The 26,732-nt window shown below is 68.3% G+C and carries 33 protein-coding genes; 20 read left to right on the top strand and 13 right to left on the bottom strand.

Features of this window, described 5'->3' with window-relative positions; genetic code table 11:
• Nucleotides 1–3: 3 nt before the first annotated feature.
• Complete coding sequence (gene prfB, locus ACIBL3_RS11915) at nucleotides 4–1,125, top strand: peptide chain release factor 2 (RefSeq protein WP_396353278.1); 1,122 nt, start codon at nucleotides 4–6, stop codon at nucleotides 1,123–1,125.
• Nucleotides 1,109–1,882 (top strand): pentapeptide repeat-containing protein, encoded by a 774-nt coding sequence (locus tag ACIBL3_RS11910; protein ID WP_396353277.1) that lies wholly within the window; start codon nucleotides 1,109–1,111, stop codon nucleotides 1,880–1,882. Before prfB ends, ACIBL3_RS11910 begins: the two co-directional genes overlap by 17 nt.
• Here the strand turns inward: ACIBL3_RS11910 and ACIBL3_RS11905 are convergent.
• Together ACIBL3_RS11905 and ACIBL3_RS11900 are read right to left on the bottom strand one after the other, a co-directional pair.
• On the bottom strand, nucleotides 1,860–2,357 hold the full coding sequence (locus ACIBL3_RS11905; protein WP_396353276.1) for a hypothetical protein: 498 nt from the start codon (nucleotides 2,355–2,357) through the stop codon (nucleotides 1,860–1,862). The genes ACIBL3_RS11910 and ACIBL3_RS11905 overlap by 23 nt on opposite strands.
• A 39-nt stretch (nucleotides 2,358–2,396) precedes the next feature.
• Nucleotides 2,397–3,821: an MFS transporter gene (locus tag ACIBL3_RS11900; protein WP_396353275.1), complete on the bottom strand. Its 1,425-nt coding sequence runs from the start codon at nucleotides 3,819–3,821 to the stop codon at nucleotides 2,397–2,399.
• A 111-nt stretch (nucleotides 3,822–3,932) separates the two neighbouring features.
• On the opposite strand from ACIBL3_RS11900, the gene ACIBL3_RS11895 reads away from it, so the two are divergent.
• Nucleotides 3,933–4,880, top strand: coding sequence for a helix-turn-helix transcriptional regulator (locus ACIBL3_RS11895; protein WP_396353367.1), 948 nt, complete (start codon nucleotides 3,933–3,935; stop codon nucleotides 4,878–4,880).
• Between the two features lie 8 nt (nucleotides 4,881–4,888).
• Here ACIBL3_RS11895 and ACIBL3_RS11890 read toward each other — a convergent pair whose 3' ends face one another.
• Together ACIBL3_RS11890 and ACIBL3_RS11885 are read right to left on the bottom strand one after the other, a co-directional pair.
• A complete protein-coding gene (locus ACIBL3_RS11890; RefSeq protein ID WP_396353274.1) occupies nucleotides 4,889–6,844 on the bottom strand; it encodes a cellulase family glycosylhydrolase in 1,956 nt (651 codons plus the stop codon).
• Between the two features lie 160 nt (nucleotides 6,845–7,004).
• Nucleotides 7,005–7,913: a LysR family transcriptional regulator gene (locus tag ACIBL3_RS11885; protein WP_396353273.1), complete on the bottom strand. Its 909-nt coding sequence runs from the start codon at nucleotides 7,911–7,913 to the stop codon at nucleotides 7,005–7,007.
• Between the two features lie 73 nt (nucleotides 7,914–7,986).
• Here ACIBL3_RS11885 and ACIBL3_RS11880 point away from each other — a divergent pair, with 73 nt between their 5' ends.
• A complete protein-coding gene (locus ACIBL3_RS11880; protein WP_396353272.1) occupies nucleotides 7,987–8,889 on the top strand; it encodes an EamA family transporter in 903 nt (300 codons plus the stop codon).
• On the opposite strand, the gene ACIBL3_RS11875 is transcribed toward ACIBL3_RS11880, so the two are convergent.
• Nucleotides 8,875–9,510: a flavin reductase family protein gene (locus ACIBL3_RS11875; RefSeq protein WP_396353271.1), complete on the bottom strand. Its 636-nt coding sequence runs from the start codon at nucleotides 9,508–9,510 to the stop codon at nucleotides 8,875–8,877. The two genes, ACIBL3_RS11880 and ACIBL3_RS11875, sit on opposite strands and share 15 nt — an antisense overlap.
• Before the next feature lie 33 nt (nucleotides 9,511–9,543).
• Between ACIBL3_RS11875 and ACIBL3_RS11870 the strand changes: the two genes are divergently transcribed.
• Nucleotides 9,544–10,641: a serpin family protein gene (locus ACIBL3_RS11870; protein WP_396353270.1), complete on the top strand. Its 1,098-nt coding sequence runs from the start codon at nucleotides 9,544–9,546 to the stop codon at nucleotides 10,639–10,641.
• 95 nt (nucleotides 10,642–10,736) lie between these two features.
• Here the strand turns inward: ACIBL3_RS11870 and ACIBL3_RS11865 are convergent, their stop codons facing one another.
• Nucleotides 10,737–11,441 (bottom strand): TIGR03943 family putative permease subunit, encoded by a 705-nt coding sequence (locus ACIBL3_RS11865; protein WP_396353269.1) that lies wholly within the window; start codon nucleotides 11,439–11,441, stop codon nucleotides 10,737–10,739.
• Complete coding sequence (locus ACIBL3_RS11860) at nucleotides 11,438–12,463, bottom strand: permease (RefSeq protein WP_396353268.1); 1,026 nt, start codon at nucleotides 12,461–12,463, stop codon at nucleotides 11,438–11,440. Before ACIBL3_RS11860 ends, ACIBL3_RS11865 begins: the two co-directional genes overlap by 4 nt.
• Nucleotides 12,464–12,656: 193 nt before the next feature.
• On the opposite strand from ACIBL3_RS11860, the gene ACIBL3_RS11855 reads away from it, so the two are divergent.
• Nucleotides 12,657–13,820 carry a serpin family protein gene (locus ACIBL3_RS11855; RefSeq protein WP_396353267.1) on the top strand — a complete coding sequence of 388 codons (1,164 nt, stop codon included), beginning with the start codon at nucleotides 12,657–12,659 and terminating at the stop codon, nucleotides 13,818–13,820.
• Here the strand turns inward: ACIBL3_RS11855 and ACIBL3_RS11850 are convergent.
• Both ACIBL3_RS11850 and ACIBL3_RS11845 read right to left on the bottom strand, forming a co-directional pair.
• The gene (locus ACIBL3_RS11850; RefSeq protein ID WP_396353266.1) at nucleotides 13,801–14,349 is read right to left on the bottom strand and encodes a TetR/AcrR family transcriptional regulator; all 549 of its coding nucleotides are present in this window, start codon (nucleotides 14,347–14,349) and stop codon (nucleotides 13,801–13,803) included. The genes ACIBL3_RS11855 and ACIBL3_RS11850 overlap by 20 nt on opposite strands.
• A complete protein-coding gene (locus ACIBL3_RS11845; protein ID WP_396353265.1) occupies nucleotides 14,339–14,755 on the bottom strand; it encodes an SRPBCC family protein in 417 nt (138 codons plus the stop codon). Before ACIBL3_RS11845 ends, ACIBL3_RS11850 begins: the two co-directional genes overlap by 11 nt.
• A gap of 96 nt (nucleotides 14,756–14,851) precedes the next feature.
• Between ACIBL3_RS11845 and ACIBL3_RS11840 the strand changes: the two genes are divergently transcribed.
• The 5 genes from ACIBL3_RS11840 to ACIBL3_RS11820 all read left to right on the top strand — a co-directional run bounded on the left by ACIBL3_RS11840 (nucleotide 14,852) and on the right by ACIBL3_RS11820 (nucleotide 19,264).
• On the top strand, nucleotides 14,852–15,046 hold the full coding sequence (locus ACIBL3_RS11840; RefSeq protein ID WP_396353264.1) for a hypothetical protein: 195 nt from the start codon (nucleotides 14,852–14,854) through the stop codon (nucleotides 15,044–15,046).
• Between the two features lies 1 nt (nucleotide 15,047).
• A complete protein-coding gene (locus ACIBL3_RS11835; RefSeq protein WP_396353263.1) occupies nucleotides 15,048–15,725 on the top strand; it encodes a PhzF family phenazine biosynthesis protein in 678 nt (225 codons plus the stop codon).
• Between the two features lie 87 nt (nucleotides 15,726–15,812).
• A complete protein-coding gene (locus ACIBL3_RS11830) occupies nucleotides 15,813–16,655 on the top strand; it encodes a nitrilase-related carbon-nitrogen hydrolase (protein WP_396353262.1) in 843 nt (280 codons plus the stop codon).
• Nucleotides 16,656–16,689: 34 nt separating this feature from the next.
• A complete protein-coding gene (hydA, locus tag ACIBL3_RS11825) occupies nucleotides 16,690–18,093 on the top strand; it encodes a dihydropyrimidinase (RefSeq protein WP_396353261.1) in 1,404 nt (467 codons plus the stop codon).
• A gap of 178 nt (nucleotides 18,094–18,271) precedes the next feature.
• The gene (locus tag ACIBL3_RS11820; RefSeq protein ID WP_396353260.1) at nucleotides 18,272–19,264 is read left to right on the top strand and encodes a TIGR03842 family LLM class F420-dependent oxidoreductase; all 993 of its coding nucleotides are present in this window, start codon (nucleotides 18,272–18,274) and stop codon (nucleotides 19,262–19,264) included.
• On the opposite strand, the gene ACIBL3_RS11815 is transcribed toward ACIBL3_RS11820, so the two are convergent.
• Nucleotides 19,248–19,787, bottom strand: a complete 540-nt coding sequence (locus ACIBL3_RS11815; protein ID WP_396353259.1) for a winged helix-turn-helix transcriptional regulator — start codon at nucleotides 19,785–19,787, stop codon at nucleotides 19,248–19,250. The genes ACIBL3_RS11820 and ACIBL3_RS11815 overlap by 17 nt on opposite strands.
• 29 nt (nucleotides 19,788–19,816) lie before the next feature.
• Between ACIBL3_RS11815 and ACIBL3_RS11810 the strand changes: the two genes are divergently transcribed.
• From ACIBL3_RS11810 to ACIBL3_RS11795, 4 genes are read left to right on the top strand one after another with little or no spacing between them, the layout of a single operon-like run.
• On the top strand, nucleotides 19,817–20,212 hold the full coding sequence (locus tag ACIBL3_RS11810; RefSeq protein WP_396353258.1) for a VOC family protein: 396 nt from the start codon (nucleotides 19,817–19,819) through the stop codon (nucleotides 20,210–20,212).
• Entirely contained in the window at nucleotides 20,209–20,541 is a 333-nt protein-coding gene (locus ACIBL3_RS11805) for a YciI family protein (RefSeq protein WP_396353257.1), read from the top strand. Before ACIBL3_RS11810 ends, ACIBL3_RS11805 begins: the two co-directional genes overlap by 4 nt.
• Nucleotides 20,538–20,822, top strand: coding sequence for a type II toxin-antitoxin system RelE/ParE family toxin (locus tag ACIBL3_RS11800; RefSeq protein WP_396353366.1), 285 nt, complete (start codon nucleotides 20,538–20,540; stop codon nucleotides 20,820–20,822). Before ACIBL3_RS11805 ends, ACIBL3_RS11800 begins: the two co-directional genes overlap by 4 nt.
• Before the next feature lie 2 nt (nucleotides 20,823–20,824).
• The gene (locus tag ACIBL3_RS11795) at nucleotides 20,825–21,154 is read left to right on the top strand and encodes a helix-turn-helix domain-containing protein (RefSeq protein ID WP_396353256.1); all 330 of its coding nucleotides are present in this window, start codon (nucleotides 20,825–20,827) and stop codon (nucleotides 21,152–21,154) included.
• Between the two features lie 30 nt (nucleotides 21,155–21,184).
• Here the strand turns inward: ACIBL3_RS11795 and ACIBL3_RS11790 are convergent, their stop codons facing one another.
• Nucleotides 21,185–21,595 (bottom strand): cytidine deaminase family protein, encoded by a 411-nt coding sequence (locus ACIBL3_RS11790; RefSeq protein ID WP_396353255.1) that lies wholly within the window; start codon nucleotides 21,593–21,595, stop codon nucleotides 21,185–21,187.
• The gene (locus ACIBL3_RS11785; RefSeq protein ID WP_396353254.1) at nucleotides 21,592–21,750 is read right to left on the bottom strand and encodes a hypothetical protein; all 159 of its coding nucleotides are present in this window, start codon (nucleotides 21,748–21,750) and stop codon (nucleotides 21,592–21,594) included. Before ACIBL3_RS11785 ends, ACIBL3_RS11790 begins: the two co-directional genes overlap by 4 nt.
• Nucleotides 21,751–21,938: 188 nt before the next feature.
• Here ACIBL3_RS11785 and ACIBL3_RS11780 point away from each other — a divergent pair, with 188 nt between their 5' ends.
• Entirely contained in the window at nucleotides 21,939–23,159 is a 1,221-nt protein-coding gene (locus ACIBL3_RS11780) for an MFS transporter (RefSeq protein ID WP_396353253.1), read from the top strand.
• On the opposite strand, the gene ACIBL3_RS11775 is transcribed toward ACIBL3_RS11780, so the two are convergent.
• On the bottom strand, nucleotides 23,077–24,123 hold the full coding sequence (locus ACIBL3_RS11775) for a carbohydrate kinase family protein (protein ID WP_396353252.1): 1,047 nt from the start codon (nucleotides 24,121–24,123) through the stop codon (nucleotides 23,077–23,079). The two genes, ACIBL3_RS11780 and ACIBL3_RS11775, sit on opposite strands and share 83 nt — an antisense overlap.
• Nucleotides 24,124–24,255: 132 nt before the next feature.
• On the opposite strand from ACIBL3_RS11775, the gene ACIBL3_RS11770 reads away from it, so the two are divergent.
• The 4 genes from ACIBL3_RS11770 to ftsX all read left to right on the top strand — a co-directional run bounded on the left by ACIBL3_RS11770 (nucleotide 24,256) and on the right by ftsX (nucleotide 26,687).
• Entirely contained in the window at nucleotides 24,256–24,636 is a 381-nt protein-coding gene (locus ACIBL3_RS11770) for a hypothetical protein (protein WP_396353251.1), read from the top strand.
• Complete coding sequence (locus ACIBL3_RS11765; RefSeq protein ID WP_396353250.1) at nucleotides 24,629–24,793, top strand: hypothetical protein; 165 nt, start codon at nucleotides 24,629–24,631, stop codon at nucleotides 24,791–24,793. Before ACIBL3_RS11770 ends, ACIBL3_RS11765 begins: the two co-directional genes overlap by 8 nt.
• Before the next feature lie 272 nt (nucleotides 24,794–25,065).
• On the top strand, nucleotides 25,066–25,755 hold the full coding sequence (gene ftsE / locus ACIBL3_RS11760; RefSeq protein WP_132325159.1) for a cell division ATP-binding protein FtsE: 690 nt from the start codon (nucleotides 25,066–25,068) through the stop codon (nucleotides 25,753–25,755).
• 20 nt (nucleotides 25,756–25,775) lie between these two features.
• Complete coding sequence (gene ftsX / locus ACIBL3_RS11755) at nucleotides 25,776–26,687, top strand: permease-like cell division protein FtsX (protein ID WP_396353249.1); 912 nt, start codon at nucleotides 25,776–25,778, stop codon at nucleotides 26,685–26,687.
• The last annotated feature ends 45 nt before the right edge of the window (nucleotides 26,688–26,732 follow it).

Here is a 26,732-nt window from a genome sequence, read left to right as displayed (position 1 = left end):
GTTGTGGCTGGACTGGATTTTGACGCTGAGCTCAAGCAGCTCGACGCGACGCTGACCTCGATCGAGAAGGTGCTCGATCTCGACGCCCTGCGCAAAGAGATCGCCGACCTCGGCGAGCAGGTCGCCGCGCCCGACCTGTGGGACGACCAGGCGAACGCGCAGAAGGTGACGTCGCGGCTGTCCAGCCTGCAGGCCGACCTGGAGCGGGTGACCGGGCTGCGTGGCCGCATCGAGGACCTCGGCGTCCTGGTCGAGCTCGGCCGCGAGGAAAACGACGCGGACAGCCTGGCCGAGGCGGAGAAGGAGATCGGCTCGCTGGGCAAGGCGATCCAGTCCCTCGAGGTGCGCACGCTGCTGTCCGGTGAGTACGACGAGCGCGAGGCGCTGGTCACGATCCGCTCCGGCGCGGGCGGCGTGGACGCGGCGGACTTCGCCGAGATGCTGCAGCGGATGTACCTGCGCTGGGCGGAGCGGCACGGCTACGGGACCGAGGTCTACGACACGTCGTACGCCGAAGAGGCCGGCATCAAGTCGACCACGTTCGCGGTCAAGGCGCCGTACGCCTACGGCACGCTGAGTGTGGAGTCGGGCACGCACCGGCTGGTCCGGATCTCGCCGTTCGACAACCAAGGCCGCCGGCAGACCTCCTTCGCCGCGGTCGAGGTGGTCCCGGTGCTGGAGCAGACCGACGAGATCGACGTCCCCGAGGAAGAGCTGCGGATCGACGTGTACCGGTCGTCCGGTCCGGGTGGTCAGAGCGTCAACACCACCGACTCCGCGGTCCGGATCACGCACATCCCGACCGGGACCGTGGTCTCCTGCCAGAACGAGAAGTCCCAGCTGCAGAACAAGGCCAGCGCGATGGTCATTCTGAAGGCGAAGCTGCTCGCGCTGAAGAAGGCCGAGGAGCGGGCCCAGCTGGACGCGCTGCGCGGTGACGTGGCCGGCTCGTGGGGTGACCAGATGCGGTCCTACGTGCTGCACCCGTACCAGATGGTGAAGGACCTGCGGACGCAGTACGAGTCCGGCAACACGTCCGGTGTCTTCGACGGTGAGATCGACGACTTCGTCGAGGCCGGCATCCGCTGGCGCCGGACCGGCCAGACGGTTGCCGAGCAGAACTGAGCTTCGGGCCGACTGCGGCAGCTGCTTCGGCCTCTGCTGCGTCGCGCTGACGTTCAGCAGGTCGGCGGACTTCGCGATCGACAAGCCCGCCGGAGACCCCTGCCCGAATCTCAGCGAAGACTTCCGCTGCTCGATCCACAGCAAGCTGCGGCCGGCGGGCTTCCCGGGCTGCACGGTGTACGACTGTTTCGGCGCGGGCCAGGAGATCTCGCGCCGCGCCGGCAAGAGCTGGCGGGAGCAGCCGGGCCAGGATATGTTCGCGGCCCTGCCCATCCTCCGCCAGCTGCACGAGCTGCTCTGGTATCTCACTGAGTGCCTTGAATACAAGGCCTTCGACGCAGACGTGCGTACGGCGATAGCGCGTGTCGAGGACGTCAGCCGTACGGCGGACCTCACCACGGTCGACGTGGTCGCAGAACGCGCAGCGGTCAACGAGATCCTGCTGAAGACCAGTCAGCTCGTCCGCGGCAAGCAGAGCAAGAAGAAGGAACGCCGCGGCGCAGACCTGATCGGAGCCCGCCTCCGCGGCGCCGACCTGCACAAGGCCAACCTCCGCGGCGCCTACCTGATCGGCGCCGACCTCCGCGACGCCGACCTCCGCCAAGCCGACCTCATCGGCGCCGACCTCCGCGATGCCGACCTCCGCCAAGCCGACCTCACCGGCGCCCTCTTCCTCACTCAATCCCAGATCAACGCTGCACTCGGCGACGAGACCACCAAGCTGCCCGAGGCAGTCACTCGGCCCTCGCACTGGTGACCGGCCGTAGGCGTGCCCGGACGAACCGCCATCCACGCCACCCTCGCCAGCCGAGGTAGCCGGTCGCTCCGAGGCCGAGCGCTGCAACGAACACCCACTCGTCCGAGTCGGCCCCGTGGATCGACGGTCGGTCTGGCGTACCGACGTACTGGGCCGGAACCTTCTCGCCGACCTCACCGGGATCGCCTTCGAACAGCACGTTGGTCGACTGGACTCGGCCGTCACCGCTCGTGAAGTTGCCGAAGTAGGTGCACCCGCCGCCCTTCTCCCACCAGGGCCGGCACTCTTTGCGGGTCGTGGTGAACGTGCCGGGGACGCCTTCGTTGCGCGCTGCCCGCAGGCTGTCGGGGAGGTCGATGATGGCGAAGCCGAGCACGAACACGGCAACCACGGCGTACGCCAGGCTGGCCAGGCCTGCCCCGAACCTGGACAGCGCGTGCCGCATGCCGCGTGCCCGCGACGTCCCCGTGCCCATCGAAATCCCGCCCCTTCTCGCGTGAGCGGATCCTACGTGTCAGTCGCGGGTGGCGCGTAGTTGGTGCGTGACAGGCGTCATCAGGAGCGAGACCGCGGTGATGGCTAGGGCTACTGCGGCGAGGGCGCCGCCTTGGTTCCAGGGGGTGCCGGCTAGGGCTAGGTAGGCGGTGCCTACGGTGGCGGCGCCTAGGGCTAGGCAGGTTTGCTGGCTGGTGAGGAGGATGCCGCTGCCGAGACCGGCCTGGGCTGGTGGGACCTGGCTGACGACGACGCCCATCAGGGGGACCATGACCAGGCCGCTGCCGAAGCCGGCGATCAGCATCGGTACGGCGAGCTTGAGCGGGTCGACGTCCGGCCAGAGGGTGAGGGCGGCGACGGCGAGCAGGCCGTAGCCGACTGCTTGGACGATCCAGCCGCGCAGGATGAGCCCAGCGCCGTACCGCTGCTGCAGACGCGGTCCGTAGATCGACGTGATCAGGAAGCCGACCGCCATCGGCAGCAGGCTCAGACCGCCTTCCAGTGGGGACATGTGGGCCTCGCCTTGTGTCGCCAGCGCGAAGACGAACATGAAGCCACCGAACGTGGTGAAGAACGCGACCGCGAGCAGCAGACCGATCCGCATCGCGCGCAGCCGCAGTACGGTCGGCGGGATCAGTGGAGCCCGGCCTGACTGCTCAGCCCGGTGCTGATGCAGGCCGAGCACGGCGACGGCAGGGATGGTCGCGGCGAGGCAGAGCCACGTCCAGAGCGGCCAGCCGAGCGGACGGCCTTCTGTGAGGGGCAGGAGCAGGAGTACGAGCGTCAACGCGAGCAGGGTCGCTCCGACGAGGTCCACGCGGTGTGCCTGGTCCGCCTTGGTCTCTGGGAGCAACCGGATCGCGGCAGCCAGGGCCAGCACGCCTACGGGCACGTTGACGAGGAACACTGCGCGCCAGCCGAGGCCGAAGACGTCTGCCTCGACCAGTACGCCGCCGAGGATCTGACCGAGCGCTGCCGCGGCTCCGCCGGCCACACCGAACCACGCCATCGCGCGAGCGCGGTGCTCGCCGGTGAGCAGGCTGGTGATGGACGCGAGGACCTGCGGGGTCATGGCGGCTGCGGCGGCCCCTTGTACGACGCGCGCCGCGAGCAGCACGCCGATCGTCGGGGCGATGGCGCAGATCAGGGACATGACGGTGAAGCCGGTCAGGCCGATCAGGAACAGGCGCTTGCGGCCGAAGCCGTCGCCGAGCCGGCCGCCGACCACGAGCAGGGTCGCGTTCGCGATGCCGTAGCTGCCGACGACCAGCTGGAGCTCGCCGGAGCTGGCCCGCAGGTCGGAGCCGATCGCGGGGAGGGCGACGTTGATGATGAAGAAGGAGAGCATCGGCAGGAAGGCGCCGAAGAGGAGGGTCGTGAGTGCCACCGGCCCCAGCGGCGACGCGCTGACGCGCGGCCGGGCGGCGACCTGGGTTGCTGTCATGCCTCCCAGCATGCGGAGCCCCGGAGCCTGGTAGTTAGAGCCTGCTTATCCTGGTATTAACACCACCTGGAACCACCCTGCAACCCGGTCCACCATAGAACGGTGATCACCATGCCCACCCTCCCACCAACCACCGACAAACCCGCCGCCGGTGCGCGGCGGCAGCACGCCGGGGGCGGAGAGCCGGAGGAGCCGGACGCCACCCAGTCAGTTGCTCGTGCTGGTGGGGTGGACAAGGGGGTGCAGCGGCGGGAGTTGGGGGTGTTTCTGCGGAGTCGACGGGAGCGGATTCGGCCGGAGGAGGTCGGGTTGGCGCCGGGTGGCCGGCGGCGGACGCCGGGGTTGCGGCGGGAGGAGGTGGCGCTGATCGCGGGCGTCGGCGTCACTTGGTACACCTGGCTCGAGCAGGGCCGCGACATCAACGTGTCGGCGCAGGTCCTCGAAGCGGTCTCCAATACGCTCCGCCTCGACCGCCAGGAGCGCAACCACCTCTACACCCTGGCCGGCGTCCGGCTCGGTCCGGCGACCGGCGAGTGCGCCGCACTCCCCGGCGCGGTCCAGAGGATGCTCGACGCCGTCTCGCCGTACCCGGCCATCGTGCTGAACTCGCGCTACGACATCCTCGCGTTCAACGACGCCTACTGCGAGGTCGTGCTGGACATCCGGGAGATCCCGGTCGAGGAACGCAACATGCTCTGGCTGACGTTCGTCTCGAAGGAGTGGCGGTGCCGGTTCTCTGACGCCGAGTCGATCAAGGTGCACCTGGTCGCCGGCTACCGCGCCGCGATCGCCGATCACCTGGGTGAGCACGACTGGCAGGACCTGACCCAGCGCCTGCTCGCGGGCTCGCCGCAGTTCGCCGAGCAGTGGGAGCGCTACGAGGTCGCCGCCCCCAGCACCCGCATCAAGGTCCTGGAACACCCGACCGCCGGCATGCTCCGCATCGAGCCGGCCATCATGTGGCTCTCCCAACTGGGCCAAACCCGCGCCACCGTCTACACAGCCGCCGACGAGGACACGGAGACGAAGCTCCGTGCCCTCGTCCCTCCGGGCAGTTGAGGGGCGGGTCAGCTGACCGGGATGCCTGGGTTGGTCAGACCGCGGCCGCCTGTGACGGTGTTGGTGCGGTCGATGGTGACCTTGCAGGTGGAGGCGTTGTAGTTGGTGATGTTGAAGGCGTGGCGGCCGCTGCCGGTGGCGCCGGTCAGGTCCGACTTGTTGTTGCGGAACACCGTGCCGCAGCCCCAGCCGGACTGCTGGGTGTGCGTCTCGAAGCCGTTGTTCGTGGTGTTCTTGCCGGTGTTGTTCTCGATCACGTAGTTGTTGCCCTTGACATCGATCCAGCTGTCGTCGTAGTTCGCGCCGGTCAGCCCGCGGCCGTCGAAGCTGTTGCCCGCGACCCGGCCGCCGCGGGTGCCTTCCTTCAGGTCGATCGCCTCGCCGCCGACATCCGGCCCGATCGTGTTGTCGAGGATCTGGATGTAGTCGGACTTGTCCGAGGTCCCGCCCGCGCTGCCGACGTACACGCCTTCGCCCATCCCGCGGCCGTCGTTGCCGGTGTCATAGATGCGAGAGTTGCGGATCATGCCGTACGTGCTGCTGTTGCGGAAGTGCACGCCCTCCATGGTGAGCCCGTGCACGGTGACGCCGTCGACGGTGACCCGGGTCGCGCGGTCGATCATGATGCCTTTCTGGCCGCCCGTCACGGTCACGCCCCGCACGTTCCAGTACGACGCTCCGTCGAGATGCAGACCGTAACCACCGCCATTGGCCTTCAGTACGGCGCGAGCCGAGCCGATCAGCGTGATCGGTGCGGACGACGTGCCGGCGACCGTGGTCTTGAAGTTGCCGGTGTAGGTGCCGTCGGCAAGCTTGATCGTGTCACCGGGCTTGGCGCTCGAGAGCGCGGACTTCAGCTCGGCCGCCGTACCCACGTTGATGGTCGCGGTGGGGGTCTCGAAGGCGTCCGGGGTACGGATCCGGTCCCGGACCCAGACGCCGGCCGGCTTCAGGACCGAGGTGCCGGTGAAGGTGCTGCCCGCGCAGACGTTCTGCTTGAAGACCGCGCCCGAGCGGAAGTCGTCGGAGAAGTTCCAGTTGGTCCAGCCGATCTTCTTGCTGGCCAGGAGATCGAGGTACTTCTGCGACCAGGTGAAGTCGTTGCCGCCGTCGCCGGTGTAGGTCTGGGTGCCGAACTCGGTGACGAACAGCGGGATCTTGTCGGCCGCGCGGGACAGCGCGTCGAAGTACTCCTGCTGGTGTGACGCCGCGTAGAAGTGGAACGTGTACATCAGGTTCGACGCCTGGATCGGATTGTTGACGATGTCGGATTCGCTGCGGCCGTCGGAGACCCCGAGCGAGGCCCAGCCGTGGGTGCCGACGAAGATCACGCCGTCGGGATCCTTGGCCCGGATCACCGGTACCATCTGCTCGGCGTAGGACTTGATCCCGGCCCAGCTCACGTTGTTCGGCTCGTTGGCGATGTCGTAGATGATGTTGTTCTTGTTCTTGTGCCGGTCGGCGACCTCGGTGAAGAACGTCTTGGCCCGGGACAGGTTGTAGTTCGGGTCGCCCGGGTCGAGCTGGTGCCAGTCGACCAGCGCGTACATCCCGCGTCGGGTCGCCTCCTCGATGTAGTTGTGCACCAGGTCGGTGAACTTGCGCGGGTCGGTCTCGTAGCCGCCTTCCTGCACGTACAGCGAGATGCGCAGGATGTCGGCGTTCCAGTCGTAGGCGAGCGCGTCGAGGGACGCGGTCTTGACGCACTGGGAGTACCACTGGATGCCGTGCGTGCTCATGCCGCGCAGCTGGACCGGCTGGTTGTGCTGGTTGCAGAGCTTGGTGCCGCAGACGTGTAGCTGCCCGTTGATCGAGACCGGGGTGTCGGCGGCTGGTGCGGCGTCCACCGGCACGGCTGCCTTTGGTACGACGGCCTTCGGTACGGCGGGAGCCGCGGACGCCGGCGTGGTCGGGAGAAGTGCTGATGCGGCCAGCAGAACGCCGGTCGCGAGGGTGCGGATCATGAACTGCCTCCTACTGCGTCGGGGCGGGGACGGAGCAAGGATGGTTAGGAAGGTTTCCTATTAGTTCATCGGAACGTAGTGCCTGATGCGGAACGCTGTCAACCGGTCGCGCGATGTGATCACAACCGATCATCCCAGGCGGTGAGGCGAACGGGCGGGGTCAGGCGGTCGTGCGGTCCGGCCAGGTCGATTTCAGGGTGGCGAGGGTGACGGTGATCGCGGGACGGCGGGAGGTGGTGGTGCGCCAGACGGCGTACAGGCGGCGGCTCGGCGCGGGTTGCAGGGGGATGACGACGACGCCGTCCGGGATGGTGCCGCGGCCGAGGCGGGGCAGCAGTCCGATGCCGATGCCGCGGGCAAGCATCGCGAGCTGGGTCTGGTACTCGGCGACCGAGTACGCGACGTCCGGCTCGACGTCGGCGCGGCGCATCGTCCGCATCAGCCACTCGTGGCAGATCGACCCGGCCGGCTGGCAGATCCAGCGCTCGCCGACCAGATCCTCCGCCCGGACGAACTCCTTGCCCGCAAGCCGATGCGTCGCCGGCACGAGCACGTCCGCCGGATCGGAGCCGAGCTTCACCCGCGACAACCCCTCGGGCAGGCTGAGCGGCGTGTTGTGCCAGTCGTGCACGACCGCGATGTCGAGCTCGCCACGGTTGACCGCAGCAACGGCTTCGAACGGATCCGTCTCCGTGACCCGGATGTCCAGTCCTGGATGCTCGTGCACCAACCGGGCCAGCGCGTTCGGCAACAGCCCGCGCGCCGCGGTCGGAAAGGCTGCCAGTCGTAGCGTCCCGATCGCTTGACCGCGCTGCTCTTCCAGCGTCAGCTCGGCGTCCTCGACCAACTCGAGGATCCGCGCCGCGGTCGCGGCCAGCTGTACGGCGGCATCGGTGAGCACGATCCCGCGCCCGCGCCGCTCGACCAGCACGGTCCGCGTCTCTCGCTCCAGCTTCGCCAGCTGCTGCGACACCGCCGACGGCGTGTAGCCGAGTACTTCGGCGGCACGGTTGACCGATCCGTACAGCGACACGGCATGCAGCGCCCGAAGCCGGCCCAGATCGATCATGTAGCACTCCTACAGTGAACCCCGTACGAATCGGTGCTGGTCCTTAAGTGTAGTCCCACGAAGACTGGACTGTGTGAAACCTCGTGATCTGATCCTCGCCCTGGCCGTCGTCCTCGTCTGGGGTGTGAACTTCGTCGTCATCGAGGTCGCCCTGGAGAGCTTCCCGCCGCTGCTCTTCTCCGCGCTGCGGTTCTTCTTCGCCGCCGTCCCGGCGATCTTCATCCTCGGCCGGCCACCGGTGCCGTGGCGGTACGTCGTCGGCGTCGGGCTCGCCCTCGGCGTGGCCAAGTTCGGCCTGTTGTTCGTCGCGATGGACCACGGCGTCCCGGCCGGGTTGTCGTCGCTGGTGCTGCAGTGCCAGGTGATCTTCACGGTCCTGTTCGCGATCCTCGTACTGCGGGAGCGGCCGCGACCGGCGCAGCTCGCCGGGATCACGATCGCGTGCGGCGGGATGGCGCTGATCATGCTGGACCGCGGGCTGTCCGCACCGCTGGGCGCGCTCGTCCTGGTGATCGTGGCCGGTGCGTCCTGGGGTGTCTCGAACACGATCACGCGCTACGCGAAGCCGCGGGACACGTTGCGCTTCATGATCTGGGTCAGCGCGGTAGCCGTCGTACCGCTGCTCGTGTTGTCGCTCCTCACCGAAGGGATGGAGGCCGACCTGCATGCCTTGAAGACGATCGATCTGACCGGGATCGGTGCCATCGGCTACCTCGCCTTCGTCGCGACACTGTTCGGCTTCGGCGTGTGGGGCTACCTGCTGCGCCAGTACGACGCGAGCACGGTGGCGCCGTTCTCGCTGCTGGTGCCGATCGTCGCGATGGCTGCAGCCTGGTTGCTGCGCGGCGAGGAAGTCGGTGTCCAGCAGGCGATCGCGACGGTCCTGGTCATCGGAGGCATGGCCTGCACAGTCCTTCGCCGGACTCCGCGTCAGGCGGCGGAGCCCAGCGAGAAACGCGAACTAGTGAGTCGGTAGCGCCATCGGAGGCATCTGCCACCCGCGCGCCAGCGAGGACGCGTACGCCGGTGTCCCTCCGGCGAAGTACTCGGTGAACTTCATGATCAGCGGGTCCCAGCGCAGCGGGTCGATGTAGCGGTCGTTGCTCATCAGCAGGTCCTCGCGGACCTGCACCCGCTCGACCTTCATCTCCAGCGCGACCAGATGCGAGTCCGGTCCGCCGATGTCGTGGATCGCCTCGATCCGGCCCTCCAGATTGATCGGGCTCTCCTGTACGGCGTCCACGTCGACGAGCGATCCCGGAGCCGGCGTCAGCCCCGCGGCGGTGAACTTGTCCGGCTCGTAGCGGTAGCCGCGGGCCCGCTTGGCGTCGGACATCTGCTCCGATCCGGTCAGCAGAGCGATCCGGTCGAGCGCCGCGACCATGGCCGGGTCGACCAGGTTGAGGATGCACTCCGGGCGCTCGGTGAGGTTCTTGACCGTCTGGGAGCTGGTGGCCATGCCCAGCATCGCGGTGTACCCGAGCCACCAGGCGGACGACATCGGGCCGAGGTTCGTGCTCCCGTCCGGGTTGCGGGAGCTGATCAGGACGACCGGCGTACCGAAGTACAGGACCTTGGGTTCAACAGTGCGCTTCACACAGATGGAACGCTGATGGGCCAGGATGTGTGAGTGGACGCACGCCAAGTCGGTCGCCTGACCGCTCGCTGGATCGAGACGCTCTCCGGCGAGGACAGCACTGTCGTCTCCGGGCTCGGCGTCCAGCCGCTGCTCGCAATCCTCGCCGAGCTGGCCGACGGCCCGGCCCGTGAGGAGCTCGCCGAAGCAGCCGGTGTGTCGTACGGCGGCCTGCTGCAGACTCCCGAGCTCCGGATGGCCCTCGGCCTGTGGACCCACCCAGAGATCCCGCTGCAACCCGGTGTGGACCGGCTGCTGCCGCCGGAGCTTCGTGGGCAGTTGACGGATCAAGCAGCCCTCGAGGCGTGGGTGACTGAACAGACCGGTGGTCTGTTGAAGCGGATGCCGATCCAGCTCAGCGAGGACGTGCTGCTGGTGCTCGCCTCCGCGCTGGCGCTGCAGACCAAATGGGCACTGCCATTCAATGAGTACCCGCGGGGCGATCGTCGCTGGTTGAGTCGCTCCGACCAGGACCTCGACACCGTCCACGTGTACGACGGTCCGGCCGGTCCACTGACCGTGGTCACAGTCGTCGGGACGGGCGACTTCGACGTACGGCTCATCGCAGGCGAGCCCGGTCGCGGGCGGGGCGCCGTACTGGCTGCTGCGCTGGAACTGACCGGGGAGGCGGTGAGCGGTGCCGAGTTGTTGGCCGATGCCCCGTCCTCGCGGTGGAAGCGGCTGTTCTCGCGGGAGCAGCCGGCGCCGGCGGTCGAGGTGATCGACTCGATGTCGCCGGTGCCGACCGTGGTGCTGTCTCTGCCGTACTTCGAGATCGACGCCGAGCACGATCTGCTCGAGTACCCCGAGATCTTCGGCCTGAAGTCGGCGATGGACACGCGCACCGGGCACTTCCCGGGACTGAGTCCGTTCCCGCTCGCGGTCAGTCAGGCCAAGCAGGCTGTGATGGCCCGATTCTCCGCCACCGGCTTCGAGGCGGCCGCGGTCACCGCAATGGCCATGGCCGCCGGCTCCGCCCCGATGCCGGGAGGCAAGGCCCTGAAGGTGTCCCTGGACCAGCCCTTCGGCTTCATCGCCGTCCACCGCCCGACCGGCATCCCCGTGGTCGTCGGCTGGGTGGCTGGTACCTGACGACAGGACGTATACGGGTAGTACCTGCCCGCCGCCCGCGCAGGTTCCCGCCGGGAGGCGGCCGCATGGGCACTACCTCCTGTCCTGATGCACGCCTACTCGTATGGATTGGCCGGTGCAGTGACTGGGCTGACGGTCTCGACCGTGAGGGCGGCGACGTCGCCGTCGGCGCGTTTGGTCGGCTCGGCCCACTGGCCGGTGACGGTCACCCACTGGTTCTTCGGTGGGGCCGCCTGGCCGCGGGCCTCGACCATGAACGCCGTACCGTCGGCGACGCAGCAGGTCAGGCCGATGCGGGTCACGTACCAGCTGCCGTTCTTCGCCGGGGTGACGAAGCCGGTCAGCTGGAACGCGCGGCCCTTCATGCTCTCCTTCTCCCACACCGCCCAGACCGCGTAGTCGCGGACCGCCAGCGCCACCGGAGCGTCGCCTTGCGAGTTGTTCGACAGCCACGAGTTGCTCTTCGGATCAGCCGGCTTGGCCGCGACCGGAGACTGCCGCTGCGCCGCGTCCGCACCCAGCGCGGGCGGGTCGACGACGAGCAGCGCGAAGATCGGGATCAGCAGCAACCAGGCCGCCCGAGGCAGTCCGTGATGGCCGTGACCGTCGTCCACGGGCTTCTTCTTCCGGGTGTCCGCGAGTACGTCGAACACCGCCAGCGCGATCAGGATCAGCCCGGCGGCGAGCAGCATCCACCGCATCCCGGGCTTCACGTACCGCAGGTAGGTGTTCGAGGTCGCCAACTGCACGACCGCGGCACCGACGAACACGATGACCAGACCGGCAACGTTGCGCTTCACAGCAACCACCACCCCACGACGAGACTGGCCAAGATTGCGACCGCGAAGGTGGCCGGGGCGAACCGGGCGGCGAACTTCGGGCCGAAGGTCCCGGTCTGCAGGGCGATCAGCTTCACGTCGACGATCGGCCCGACCACCATGAACGCGAGCCGCGCGGTCAGCGAGAACTGCGTCAGGCTGGCCGCCACGAACGCGTCCGCCTCGGAGCAGATGGCCAGCAGTACGGCGAGCAGACCAAGCACGACCACGGACAGCAGGAGGTTGCCCGCCACGTGGTCGAGCCAGCTGCGCGGTACGACGACGTTCAGCGTGGCAGCCGCGGCCGCACCGATGACCAGGAACCCGCCCGCGTGCAGGAAGTCATGCAGCATCGCCGACCGGAACACGTCGAACTTGCCGGTGCCCTCCGCGTGCCGGTTCTTCGGCATCCGCAACCACGAGGCGCCCTTGCCGGTCGCCAGGAACAGCCAGCCGAGGATCATCGACACTCCCAGCGAGGTCACCGCGCGGGCAACCACCACCTTCGGCTGCCCCGGGAACGCGACCGCCGTCGACGCGAGGACGACCGGGTTGATCGCCGGCGCGGACAACAGAAAGGCGAGCGCCGCCGCCGGCGTCACCCCGCGGCTCATCAACGCCGCCGACACCGGCACCGACGCACACTCACACCCGGGCAGCACGACGCCCGACGCGCTGGCGACCGGTACGGCGAGGGCCGGGTGCTTGGGCAGCGCCTTCGCGAAGAACGACGCCGGGATGAACGCGGTCAGCGCCGCCGACAGCAGCACCCCGAGGACCAGGAACGGCATCGCCTGGACGGTGACCCCGACGAACATCGTCGCCCAGGTCCGGATCCCGTCGTCGGTGAACCACCCGGCGAAGATCTTCCGCCCGAACAACGCGAGCCCGACCAGCAGGATCAGCGTCGCGGTGAACGCGATCGACGAGCCGGTGGACTCCTTGTTTTCCGCGTCCGGGGGCGGCGAGTCGACGGGTGGTGGGGCGGTCGGATGGGCCGTCATGGGCGGCATCCTGACACAACGGAACGCACTCGGACGAGGACTCGCCGCACCCGTGAAATGAAAATCAGCGTCGTTCCGGCAAATAGTCGCGGACCGCCAGGCCATCAATCGGCCCATTCGCGGGGTCGCCCGCGGGGCGGGCCGGGATCCGGGAATTGTGATGGCACTGGCGTCCGCATGGCAGGGTGGAGGTATGGATGCCGACGTGGTGCGCGCAGTCAACGACCTCACCGCCCGCTGGGCCCGCGAACTCCCGGCTGGCAACACCGTGGTGTCCGGCCTCGGTCTGTGGCCGCTGCTCGCGATCCTCGCGACCGCCGCGGACGAACCAGGCCGCGCCGAGCTGGCCGCTGCCGCCGGAGTGGACGCCTCCGCAGGCTCCCGGCAGGCGCTGGAACTGGTCCAGGCGATCGAGGGTTCCGACGATCTGCACGCCGCGCTCGGCGTCTGGGTGAGCGAGCAACTGAAGCTCGCCGAGTCGTTCGACGGCGTGATGCCGGCGCCGCTGGTCGGCCAGCTCACCGGCAATGCCTCCGTCGACAAACCCAAGCTCGATGCCTGGGCCGCCCAGCACACCAACAACCTGATCCGCGAAATGCCGATCCAGGTGACGCCGGACCTGATGCTCGTCCTCGCCTCCGCGCTGTCGCTCAAAACCACCTGGGCCACACCGTTCAAGGAGATGACGCGGCGGTTCTACGACGGCCCGTGGTCCGGCGGGTCCTGGCACTGGCTGGAGCGCGTCGACGGCGAGCTGGACGCCGTACGGCGGCACGACGATCTGACTGTGGTGACCGTGACGGGCGATGCCGATGTCGACGTGCTCTTGGGCATCGGGCAGCCGCAGGTGTCGCAGGCCGACGTACTGACTGGGTTGCTGGAGGCGCAGGGGGAAGGGGTGCCGGGGAGCCGGTTGGTCAATCAGGGAGAGCCGGGGGTCGAGGTCGCGCCCGGGGTGAAGGTCGGCCAGACGACGGCGCCGCTGCCGGATCTGAAGCTGTCGCTGCCGTCGTTCAACGTGGAGGCCGAGCACGACCTGCTGGCGGCGCGGGAGCTGTTCGGGCTGGGCGCGGTGACGACGGATCCCGGCGCGCACGGTCACTTCAGTGCGATCAGCCCGATGCCGCTCGCGGTCGGGCAGGCGAAGCAGAAGGTGCTGGCGCGGTTCTTCGCCACCGGCTTCGAGGCGGCCGCGGTGACCGCGGTGGGGCTGATGCGGACCTCCATGCCGACACAGGAAGCGCGGCGGCTCGAGGTGACGTTGGATCGGCCGTTCGGGTTTGTCGCCGTACTGCGGGAGTCGCGGCTGCCGATCGTGGCCGGGTGGGTGGAGACGCCTACCGAGCCGGCAGATTGAACAGCCGGTTGAGCAGCGCGGACGCTTCGTCGATCGCCTCCCGGTCGCCGGTCAGCAGCAGGTCGAACAGCAGACCGCGCGACGCGGCCAGGCCGAGCCGTGCGTACGACGGTGCTTGCGTGGGCGGAATGCCCGCCCGGACACACAGTTCGATGACCGGTGGCAGCCAGACATTGATCAGGTCCGCCTTGAGCGCGGCAGTGTGCGGGCGGTCTTGCATGGCGTGGGCGCTCAGCTCGAAGAACAGCGGTCCGTAAATCAGCGTCGCCTCGGTGACGCGCCGCCAGAACAGGTCCGCCTGCTCCTCGATCGGCAGGTCCAGCGCCATCACGTCGGCCAGCAGGTCTCGTTGCTGCTGCTCGACCGTGCGCACCACTTCGGCGAGCAGTCCCTCGCGGGAGCCGAAGTGGTAGATCAGCATCCGGTGGCTGGTGCCGATCGAGGTCGCGATACTCCGCAGGCTCGCGTCGCCGATGCCGTTCTTGGCGAAATGCTCGACCGCATCAACGAGCAGCGACTCACGACTCACTGACCTGCTTCAGCTTCTCGGTCTCGGTGGCGATGTAGCGGCGGGTGAGGCCGGCGTACAGCTTGCCGAAGAGCCAGCCCAGCGGGCCCTCCTGGATGATCGTGGCCGTCGCGACCGTGCCCTCCGGGGTGCTGATGACCCGGTGGCCGCCGGTGGTCTTGATTCCGGGAGCCTTCGAGACCCACTCGAAGTACTCGCCCTCCTTGAGTTCCGTCACCTCCCAGACCGCGACCGGGAGTTTCGGCTGCCGGATCCGGGTCTTGGACCCGATGTGGATGCGGCCCTCGTCGAGCCGCTCGACGGAGTCGACGGTCGGTGTCCACTCGGGCCACCGCTCGACGTCGCTGAACACCTGCCAGACCCGCTCGGGCGAGGCCTGGATCGTGCTGGAATGATCGAAGCGCATGTACCAAATGGTACACCCGCGGGAACCTGACGGCGCAGCGAGATTTAACGGGCCGCTGAGACACCGCGATCGGGCCTGCCGGTAGGGTCTGGGGCCATGGCTGACCAGAACGTCCCGCAGAACGTCGAGAACGAGCAGGACCCGGGCGCGAACACCCAGATGTTCCGCGCTTTCGTCAACGAGGGTCAGGTCGAGACGGCCGCCGAACCGAAGCTCAACGGCCGCGTGCTGGCCTTCGTCGGCGCCGCCGTGGTGCTGATCGCCGTCGTCGCCGCGATCACCGTCCTCTGACTTGACCCAGCTTCATGTCGAGGTCGTCCGGGTCTTCACCGACCCCGATGGCCGCTTCGGCAATCCCTTGGGCATCGTCGACGGCGCCGCCGTCCAGCCCGCCGACCGGCAGCGCGTGGCCGCGCAACTCGGCTACAGCGAGACCGTGTACGTCGACGACGCGGCCGCCGGCGTGGTCCGGATCTTCTCCGCGGCCGGTGAGATGCCCTTCGCCGGTCACCCGACCGTCGGCATCGCCTGGTGGCTGCACTCCCAGGGTGTAGCCGTCGAGACCCTACGTGTCCCCGCCGGTGACATTCCGGTCAGCCGCGAGGGCGACCTGTTCTCGGTCCGCGCCGACGCCAGTTGGGGCAGTGCTTTCGACTGGCATCAGCTCGAGTCACCGGACGCCGTACTGGCCGCCGACCCCGCCTCGTATCCGGCCGGTCACACATTCATCTGGTCGTGGCAGGACGAGTCCGCCGGGATCGTCCGCGGCCGGGCGTTCGTCCCGGCCATCGGCGTCGCCGAGGACGAGGCGACCGGGTCCGCGGTCACTCAGCTGACCGCTCAACTATCCCGGGATCTCCTCGTCGTCCAGGGCGCCGGCTCGCACCTGCACACCACCTGGCAGCCGCCGGGCCACGCCACCGTCGGCGGCCGCGTGCTGCCCGCCGAGTCCCGCAGCATCACGATCTGACGGGTTTTCCACATCCGATTCGACATCCGTTGACTGGCGCGGGTTGACGGATGGAGCATGGGTGCTCGGCTAGTGGTGGGAGGGCTGATGTCGGAGGTTGTGCGGGCTGCGTTGGTGCAGACGTCGTGGACCGGGGACAAGGAGTCCATGATCAAGGCCCACGAGGAGTACGCGCGGCAGGCTGCCGCGCAGGGTGCACGGGTGATCTGCTTCCAGGAGTTGTTCTACGGCCCCTATTTCTGCCAGTTGCAGGATGCCAAGTTCTACGAGTACGCCGAGGCGGTGCCAGGGCCCACGACCGAGCGGTTCGCCGCGCTGGCCAAGGAGCTCGGCATGGTGATGGTGCTCCCGGTCTACGAGCAGGAGCAGCCGGGCGTGCTCTACAACACGGCGGCCGTGATCGATGCTGACGGCAAGTACCTGGGCAAGTACCGGAAGAACCACATCCCGCAGGTGAAGGGGTTCTGGGAGAAGTTCTACTTCCGTCCCGGCAACCTCGGCTACCCGGTGTTCGACACCGCGGTCGGCCGGATCGGGGTGTACATCTGCTACGACCGGCACTTCCCGGAGGGCTGGCGGGCGCTCGGGCTGGCCGGGGCCAAGATCGTGTTCAACCCGTCCGCGACGCACCGCGGGCTGTCGTCGTACCTGTGGAAGCTGGAGCAACCCGCCTCGGCGGTGGCCAACGAGTACTTCATCGGCGCCATCAACCGGGTCGGGATCGAGTCCGACTTCGGCGAGAACGACTTCTACGGGACGTCGTACTTCGTCGATCCGGAGGGCAAGTTCGTCGGCGAGACCGGGCACGACCACGATCCGGAACTGGTTGTCCGGGACCTGGACCTGGGCCTGCTGGACACGGTCCGGGACCGCTGGCAGTTCTACCGCGACCGCCGCCCGGACGCCTACGGAGACCTGACCAAACCGTAAATCTGCACACGCCGTCTCAAAGGGGAGTACGGATATGTTGCTGGTCAAGGGTGGGACCGTCGTCGGGCCGACCGGGACGCAGGTCGCCGACGTGCTGGTCCAGGGCGAGAAGATCGTCGCGCTGCTGGACCCGGCGTTCAGCCAGACGATCACGCCGGACGAGGTGATCGATGCCACCGGCAAGTACGTGATCCCGGGCGGGATCGACGCGCACACGCACATGGAGCTGCCGTTCGGCGGCACCGCGGCGAGTGACACCTTCGACACCGGGACCCGCGCCGCGGCCTGGGGCGGCACCACGACGATCATCGACTTCGCGGTCCAGCGCACCGGTGAAGTCGTCCAGGACGGGCTCGCCGCCTGGCACACGAAGGCCGACGGTAACTGTCACATCGATTACGCGTTCCACATGATCCTCGGCGGCGTCGACGACGACTCGCTGAAGGCGATGGACCAGCTGGTCTCGGACGAGGGCGTGACCAGTTTCAAGCTGTTCATGGCCTACCCGGGCGTCTTCTACTCCGACGACGGCCAGATCCTCCGGGCGATGCAGACCGCCCGGGACAACGGCGCGATGATCATGATGCACGCGGAGAACGGCATCGCGATCGACGTGCTCGTGCAGCAGGCGATCGCCCGCGGTGAGACCGACCCGATCTACCACGGCATCACCCGGCCGGCCGCGCTCGAGGCGGAGGCGACGAACCGGGCGATCGCGCTCGCCGAGGTCGCTCGGGACTGCCCGCTGTACATCGTGCACCTGTCAGCCAGCCAGGCGCTGGAGCATGTCGCCGAGGCGCGGGACGCGGGGCGGAACGTGTTCGCCGAGACCTGCCCGCAGTACCTGTACCTCACACTCGAGGACCAGCTCGGCGCGCCCGGCTTCGAGGGCGCGAAGTGGGTGTGCTCGACCCCGCTGCGCAGCAAGCACGAGTCGCACGCGAAGGACCTGTGGAAGGGCCTGCGAAGCAACGACCTCGCGATCGTCTCGACCGACCACTGCCCGTTCTGCATGAAGGACCAGAAGGAGCTCGGCCTCGGCGACTTCTCCAAGATCCCGAACGGGATCGGCGGCGTCGAGCACCGGGTCGACCTGATCTACCAAGGCGTCGTGGACGGCCAGCTGTCGCTGGAGCGCTGGGTGGAGACCATCGCCACCACGCCGGCCCGGATGTTCGGGCTGTACCCGCAGAAGGGGATCGTCGCCCCGGGCTCGGACGCGGACCTGGTCGTCTACGACCCGAACGCGACCACCCGGATCAGTGTCGACACCCACCACATGAACATGGACTACTCGGCGTACGAAGGGGTCGAGATCAAGGGCCGGGTGGGCACGGTGATCTCGCGCGGCGAGGTGATCGTGGCCGACGGCAACTACCATGGCCGCAAGGGCCGGGGGAAGTTCCTCCAACGCGGCCTGTCGTCGTACTTGATGTAGGCCGATCCTGATGGTCTCACGCCTACTGCGCGGCACTCGGCACGGCACCTCGCCGCCCTGGAGCAAAGGCCACGATGGCACCACATCGAGGCCTTCACTCCAGCGCGCCGAGCCACCGCACCGAGCACCTGCTCGCTACGGCGTGAGACCATCAGAATCGACCTAAGGGGGGAGCGCCGTGGACTTCGGAGTGGTGTTCCAGTGTGATCCGCCGGCGTCCGCGGTGGTGGACCTGGCGCGCAAGGCGGAGGAGGCGGGGTTCGGCTACGTCTGGACGTTCGACTCGCACCTGCTCTGGCAGGAGCCGTTCGTCATCTACAGCCAGATCCTGGCCACGACCGAGCGGGTGATCGTCGGCCCGATGGTGACCAACCCGGGGACCCGGGACTGGACCGTGATCGCGTCCCAGTTCGCCACCTTGAACGAGATGTTCGGGAACCGGACGATCTGCGGGATCGGCCGTGGCGACTCCGCGCTGCGCACGCTCGGCGCCAAGCCGGGCACCATCGACGAGATGAAGCAGTGCGTCGACGTGGTCCGCGCGCTGGCCCGCGGCGAGACGGTCGAGTATCGCGGTCAGCAGCTCAAGTTCGCCTGGGTCGAGAACGGCGCCCTGGACGTCTGGGTCGCCGCCTACGGGCCGAAGGCGCTGGCCGCGACCGGCCAGGTCGGCGACGGCTACATCCTGCAGCTCGCCGACCCGGACATCGCCGAGTGGATGATCGCAGCGGTACGGCGTTCCGCCGCGGAAGCCGGCCGGGATCCGGCGGCGATCAAGTTCTGTGTCGCGGCCCCGGCGTACGTCGGGGAGGACCTCGAGCACCAGCGGGAGCAGACCCGGTGGTTCGGCGGGATGGTCGGCAACCACGTGGCCGACATCGTCGCGCGCTACGGGACGACGGGTGCGGTGCCGAAGGCGCTGACCGACTACATCGAGGGGCGCAAGGGGTACGACTACGCTCAGCACGGGCGGGCGGGCAACACTCACACGGACTTCGTCCCGGACGAGGTCGTGGATCGGTTCTGCATTCTCGGCCCGGTCGACAACCACCTCGCGCGGCTCTCGGAGCTCAGGTCCCTCGGGGTGGACCAGTTCGCGGTCTACCTCCAGCACGACGCGAAGGAAGAGACGCTGGCCGCGTACGGCAAGGACATCATTCCGGCATTCTGAGTCGCTCGGCCGCCTGGGCGACCCGGGTCGCCGGCGGTGTCGCGCCGTACAGGGTTGCCGGTGGGTAGTCGGTCGTGACTGTTCGGGTGACCAGGCCGGCTGCCTCCAGGTCCTTGAGGGCCAACGTGAGGGCGCGGTTCGTCGTACCCGGGAGGCTGTTGCCGAGCTCGGAGAAGCGGCGGGGGCGGTCGCCGAGGCCGGTGAGGATCGGCAGCGACCACTTGCGGAGACCGACGTCCGTGGCGTCCAGCTCGCGCAGGAGGTCGGTCAGCGCGACAGCGGGCTCGCCGAGGCGGGCGCCCGCGTCGGTGAGCAGGTACTCAGGGCGCAGCGGGTGGCCGTAGCCGGGGTTGCGCTGGACCAGGCCATCCGCCTCCAGGAACGCGATGGTGCGCCGCAGCGACTCCCGGCTGACGCCGAGGCCGTGGACCAGGTTGACGAAGCGGCCGCCGCGACCGCGGTGCAGCTCGGCGATCACTGGGACGTTCCATCGGAGGTGGACCAGGCGGGCGAGCGTTGACACAAAAGTAAGCCTAGTATAAAAACAGGACTATGAGGGGTACGTCGGAGGGGCAGGCCGCGGGGATCGAGTACGACGGCAGGGCCGTCTGTGCGCTGGACGTCTCCGATCTGGAGCGCTCACTGCAGTGGTACCGGGAGGCCCTCGGCTTCGAGGTGGTGCACCGACTGGACAGCTGGGGCTGGGCCGAGCTGACGACACCGTTGCCCGGCATCAACATCGGCATCGGCCAGGTCGAGCAGCCGCAGACCGAGGGCGGGACGGTGATCACGTTCGGGGTGCGCGACATCGACGCCGCCCGCCGGCACCTGGAGTCGCTCGGCACCCGCTTCGACGGCGAGACCCGGCTCGTCGCCGACGAGGTCCGGCTGGCCACGTTCTACGACCCGGACGGCAACACGTTCATGCTGTCTGAGCGGGTCAAGTGAGCACCCCGCCACGGCCGGGCATGGAGAGCCTGTCGCTCATCCTGCTCCGGCGCCCGCCGAACCCACCCGACCTGTCCGACGACGAGGCCGACAAGATCCAGCAGGCCCACCTCGACTTCCTCGACGACCTCCGCGCGGCCGGCGTCCTGGGCGCAGCCGGCCCCTTCCGAGACCACGACGACCCAACCCTCCGCGGCCTCTGCGTCTACCGCACCACCCTCGACGAGGCCCGCCACCACGCCACCACCGACCCCGCCGTCCAAGCCGGAATCCTCATCGCCGACCCCATCACCTGGTGGTTCCGCGAGGGTGAAATCCACCTGGCCTGATCGAACTGCGGTCGCTACCCGGCTCTCACCGAGGACCCGACGGCCGGCCGTTGGTCGATCGGGTCAAAGGTAGTCGTTTCCAGAACATGAAGGAGTTGCGACCGCCGTCGTCAGGTCACAGTGAGATCCGGATGTTGTTCGCCTTCGATCCAGCGCGAGAAGCCATCATCCTCGTGGCAGGCGACAAGTCGGGGCGGTGGGAGAGTTGGTACAGGACCGCGATACCGCTGGCGGACGAGCGGTTTGCTGAACACTTGATCGCGCTGAAAGAGGAGGGGTGAGGATGACCGAGTACGCAGACTGGAAAGACGTCAAGGCCAAGGCGCGCGCCGCCGACCCGCGCCCGGCCGCCGAGCGAGCAGCGGGCAAGGACGTGGCCCGTGAGCGCCGGGAGGCCTCTGTTCGTGGACATCAGCTCGCCGAGATGCGCAAGGCGGCGGGAGTCACACAGGCGGGGCTCGCAGGGTTGATGAAAGTGTCTCAGTCCCGCATCTCGAAGATCGAGAGCGGCGAGATCTCCGGTATCGAGGTCATCCGCGCATACGTCACCGCCCTCGGTGGAACTGTCGACCTCGTCGCAACCCTCGGCGACCGAACCTGGAAGGTTGCCTGAAACCCCTGCCTGGTGGTCGCGTCCGTGGATTCAGGTGGTTGGGGTCCAGTGGTACGAGGCGGGGAGGAGGTCGGTGATCAGGACTGAGCCGACGCCGTCCGCGGTGGGGAGGATGACGCGGATGGTTGGGTGGTAGTCGAGGAGGACCTGGCGGTCTCGGCCGCAGGGGGCGACGACGCCGCGGCCTTCGTTGCCGACGGCTACGATTGTGGTGAGCTCGCGGGCGCCTTCGGCCCGGGCTCGGCCGAGGGCGACCAGCTCCGCGCACGGTCCGCCGGTGAAGTGGTACAGGTTGATCCCGGCGTACATCCGCCCGTCCACACCCCGTACCGCGGCGCCCATCGTGTAGACGCCGTCCGGTCCGTCGGTGTTCGCGTCGACGGTACGGCGGGCCAGCTCGATCAGCTCGCGGTCCGCATCGGTCAGTGCCTGCACGTTCATTCGCTGATACCCGACCTTTCGACGCCCTGGACGATCCAGCGCTGGAGGAAGACGAAGATGACGACCAGCGGGAGGATAGCGATCGCGGCGGCGATGAAAAGCTGCGGGAGGTTGATCGTCTGCGCGGTGAGGAACGTCGACAGCGCGATCTGCACGGTCCACGCGTCCTGCCGTACCTCCGTCTCCGCGCGGTCCCACAGCCCGTACGCCGACCCCCGACCCTACGACTTCAAGGGCACCGGCCGGGGTATGCTCTGCGGCATGTTCGCTCCCTGTGACTAGAGACGGCTCCCGCGTTCGCGCGGTCGAGCCCACCTCCCTTCGTCTCTTCAGGAGCGTTCTCTTGTCCGGCACAGGTCGTGCCGGGAGCTACCGCGACGTGCTGTCGTTGCCGTCGGCGTTGCGCACCTTCGTGCCGGCGCTGCTCGGGCGGCTGTCGTACGGTCTGCTCCCGTTGTCTCTGCTGTTCACTGTCCAGGAGTCCACCGACTCCTTCGCTACCGCCGGCGCCGCGGTCGCGCTGTTCGGGCTCACCTCGTTGTCGATGCCCTACAAGGCACGACTCGTCGACCGCTTCAGCCAGCGCCGGGTGCTCCCGGTCCTCGCGGTCAGTTGCTCCGCCGCTCTGGTGCTCATCGCCAGTACGACGACCAACCTGGCGCTGGTCGGCCTGGCCGGCCTACTCGCCCCGCCCCTCGGGCCGTCGATGCGGTCGAACTGGCGGTTGCTGACCGAAGGGTCGCCACTCAAGGAGCGGGCCTACGCGCTGGACGCGGTCTGCGAGGAGTCGCTCTTCCTCGGCGGTCCGCTGCTGGTCGGCGTACTGATCAGTGTGGTCTCCGCACCCGCGGCACTCGGCTGCAGCGCTGGGCTGATGGTCGTCGGCACGCTCGCCATGGTGACCAGTCCGGTCACCTCGCACACCGCAGCGCCTCCGACGACCCGCCAGATTCTAGGCCCGCTCGTCATCCCGGGGCTGCAGCGGATCCTGCTGGTCATAGCGGCCACAGCCGCGGGGATCAGCGTCGCGTACCTGTGCGTGGCCGGAGTGGCTCAGCGCAGCGGCAGTCCGGGCGCGGCGGGGTACGTCGAGGCCGCCATCGGAGCCGGGAGCGTCGTCGGCGGGCTCCTGTGGGGTCGTCGTCAGCACACCCGGCCGTGGCACGTGCACCTCGGCGGACTGATCGCCGTACTGGCTGCTGGACTGCTCACGGCCTCGCTCGTGGGCAACCTGGTCGTGCTCGGGCTGGTAATGGCGGCCGCAGGGGTCGCTGTGGCGCCGATCTTCGTGGTGTCCTACTTGGCGGCCGACACGGTCACGCCGCCGTACCAGCGCACCGAGGCCAGCACCTGGATCAACACCGCCAACAACCTCGGCAGCGCGGCCGGGTCTGCGCTCACGGGCCTGACGCTCGATCGGACGACGCCGTCCCACGGCTTCCTGGGTGGCGGCGTCCTCCTTGCCCTGGTCGCCGTGGCGGTCAGGCGTCCGACAGGCGCGCGATGGTGGCCGAGGCGCGGCGGACGATCGGGACCGGGCCCTCGGGCAAGACGTCGCCAATGAAGTTGTAGTGGGCAAGCACCTCGGGGTCGATCCCGCCGGGGCGGTGCCGGCTGTGGTCGCGGACCCAGTCGATGATGTCGCCCCAGCCCGGAGCGGCGAGCGAGCCGCCGAAGTGCTGCACCGACAGCCCCGCGCAGAGGTTGCCGAACGCAAGCCGATGCGCGAGCGGCCAGCCACGGAGCGTGCCCAGGACGAGTGACGCGAGGAAGACGTCACCGGCGCCGGTCGGGTCGTAGGACCTGACCGGCAACGCCGGCACCTGCTCCTCCTCGCCGGTGGTCGCGTCGATCGCCAGTACGCCGTCCGCGCCGTTCGTCACCACCGCCAGCGGCACCCGGTCGGCCAGCTTGTGCAGCGCGGCCTTCGGAGAATCGGTCCGGGTGTACGCCATCGCCTCGCTCGCGTTCGGCGTGAACGCGTGGAAGCCCTCGAGCACGTCGAGTACGGCGGGGGACCACTGGTCGGTCGGGTCCCAGCCGACGTCGCCGAACAGCAGCGCGCCGGACCGCATCGCGTCGAGCGTCCAGCCCGGCAGCTCGTCCTCGACCGGGACGATCGCGGAGCGGGTGTTCAGACCCGGGCCGACCAGCTTGCTCGGGTCGCCGGGGGCCTCATGGGCATGCGTCACCATCGCCCGGTCCCGGTCGAGCGTCATCGAGACGGTGACGGGGGAGTGCCAGTGCCCGATCCGGCGGGAGTGCGACAGGTCCACACCCTCCTGGTCGGCCAGGGTCCGCCAGCAGAAGTCGGCGTACACGTCGTCGCCGAACACCGACGCCAGGCCGGTCTTCAGGCCCAGCCGGCTGGCGGCGATGGCGAAGTTCGCGACGCCGCCGGGGCACGACCCCATCCCCTCGGCGAAGATCTCGGTCCCGGTGGCCGGGGCGGACTCCAGACCGGTCAGCACGATGTCGAGGAACACGGTCCCCTGCACGAACACGTCGTAGGCGTCCGGCTCGTCCATCTCAGTGACACTGCTCCTTGTCAGACTTTGGCAGTTCTTGTCGGTCGCGGGTGGAATGCTTCCTTTCGTAACATCTTCGGGCGATCAACTCCATGGAATTGGGAGGTCGCGTATGAGCGGCGGGGTGTGTCCGTGATACCTACCTGGATCTCGGTGGTCGGCGTGGTGGTGACTGTGCTGAGCCCGTTCCTGGCTCTCGGTGGCGTCATGCTCGGCGCGTACCTGATCCGTAAGTCCGATCGCGAGCTGGACACCTGGCGGCACCGCGAGGAGACGATGCGGATGGTCCGTTGGGCGGTCGAGCAGATCCTCGAGGGGAGCGACCCCGGGACGGACGCCGGTGTCGTCACGCTCCGCTCACTGATGCGGTCGGAGCTGTTACAGCCCGAGGACTACGACCTGGTGGCCGCGCTGACCGCCTCGGTTGCGATCGACCGCGTCGGTCAGGCCGCGTACGCTGATATCGCGGAGTCCGACACCGAAGTCGTCGAGGGAGTCAGTGCCAATGGCTGAGAAGAAGACCGTCAAGGTCTCCCGCCAGGCCGTCGAGCTGGCCCGGCTGCACGTCGAGGCGGCCCGCAGAGCCGGCCGCAAACCCGAGCCCGGCCTGGCCCGCATCGCCGACGCCCGCCCCGACAACGGCAACGGCACCGCCCCAGCCCCCGCCTGACCCTGTGGATAACTCCACCGGCGAACCGGTGGAAACGGATACGCTCAAGCAGGAAGAACAGGGGCGGGCAGCATCGGCGCCGAAGCAGCCGGTAGCCGTCCGTAACGCTCTCGTGGCGACCGGGTATCGGACGCCGCCGTACGGTGCGGCATGCCTGGTCGGCGGCACGCCCGGGACCACCTAGACTGACCTGCGGCCGCTCCGGTGGCGTACGGTCTCCTGGTGGTTACCGCTGCGCCGCTCCCTGTTCCCGACCACGGCCGGATGATCCCGTGATCCGCTTCGAGAATGTGTCAAAGACGTACGAGGGCCAGTCCAAGGCCGCTCTGCTGAACGTCAACGTCGAGATCGAGAAGGGCGAGTTCGTCTTCCTCGTCGGCACCTCCGGGTCCGGCAAGTCGACGTTCCTGCGCCTGGTCCTGCGTGAGCACCGGTCGTCCAAGGGCCACATCATGGTGGCCGGCAAGGACCTGAACCGGCTGGCCAGTTGGCGGATCCCGCAGATGCGCCGCCAGATCGGCACCGTCTTCCAGGACTTCCGGCTGCTGCCGAACAAGACCGTCGCCGAGAACGTGGCGTTCGCGCTGCAGGTGATCGGCAAACCGCGCTCGCACATCCGCAAGACGGTCCCCGAGGTCCTCGAGCTGGTCGGTCTGGACGGCAAGGAGGACCGGCTGCCCGACGAGCTGTCCGGCGGCGAGCAGCAGCGGGTCGCGATCGCCCGGGCGTTCGTGAACCGGCCGATGATCCTGATCGCCGACGAGCCCACCGGAAACCTCGACCCCGGCACGTCGGTCGGCATCATGAAGCTGCTGGACCGGATCAACCGCACCGGGACGACGGTCGTGATGGCCACCCACGACGTGTCCATCGTCGACCAGATGCGCAAGCGCGTGATCGAGCTGGAGAACGGTCATGTCGTCCGCGACGAGTCGCGCGGCGTCTACGGCTACCAGCACTGAGAAGCAGGGACTACTGACTGATGCGCTTGAACTACATCCTCTCCGACCTCGGCATCGGCCTGAAGCGGAACCTGTCGATGACGATCGCGGTCGTCGTCACCATCTGGGTCTCGCTGTCGCTGTTCGGCAGTGCGCTGCTCGCCCGCGAGCAGGTCGAGCTGATGAAGGGCAACTGGTACGACAAGATCCAGATCTCGGTCTTCCTCTGCACCAAGGACTCCGGCGGCCGCGGCTGCTCGGGCGCCGAGGTGACCCAGGAGCAGAAGAACCGGATCCGGCAGGTGATCGAGTCGAACCCGGACACCGCCCCGGACGGCGTCTTCGGCGAGTCGAAGAAGGAAGCGTTCGACCAGTTCAAGAAGCTCTACAAGGACTCGCCGATCGTCAGCACGGTCACCGAGGACCAGATGCAGGAGTCCTTCCGGGTCAAGCTGAAGGATCCGCAGCGCTACCAGAACCTGGTCAGCGCGGTCGCCGGCCTGCCCGGAGTCGACACCGTCCAGGATCTCCGGCAGTACCTGGATCCCTTGTTCAAGGCCCTCAACGGCTTGCAAGTCGGCGCGCTGGTGGCCGCCGGACTGCTGCTGGTTGCCGCGCTGATGCAGATCTCGAACACGATCCGGCTGGCGGCGTACGCACGCAGACGTGAGATAGGCATCATGCGCCTGGTCGGCGCCTCGAACTTCTATATCCAGCTCCCGTTCTTGTTAGAAGCGGTGCTGGCTGCGCTGATCGGCGCGGTCCTTGCCTGCGGCACCTTGTGGGTCGGCGTGTACTTCGTGGTCATGCAGCGGGCCCAGGAGACGTTCCGGGTCTGGCAATGGATCGGCGCCACCGAAACCTTCCGCGCCACGCTCATCATGGTCGTGGTCGGACTGGTGCTCGCCGTGGTCCCGACATTCCTGACAACGCGGAAATACCTCAAAGTCTGACCCGGGTGACTTATCGTGCTTCGGTAGCACGACAACTCAATCCAG

It is taken from the genome of Kribbella sp. NPDC050124 (genome assembly GCF_044460355.1).
In the GTDB taxonomy this organism is placed as follows: domain Bacteria; phylum Actinomycetota; class Actinomycetes; order Propionibacteriales; family Kribbellaceae; genus Kribbella.
This window is presented reverse-complemented; position numbering and strand designations above follow the sequence as displayed.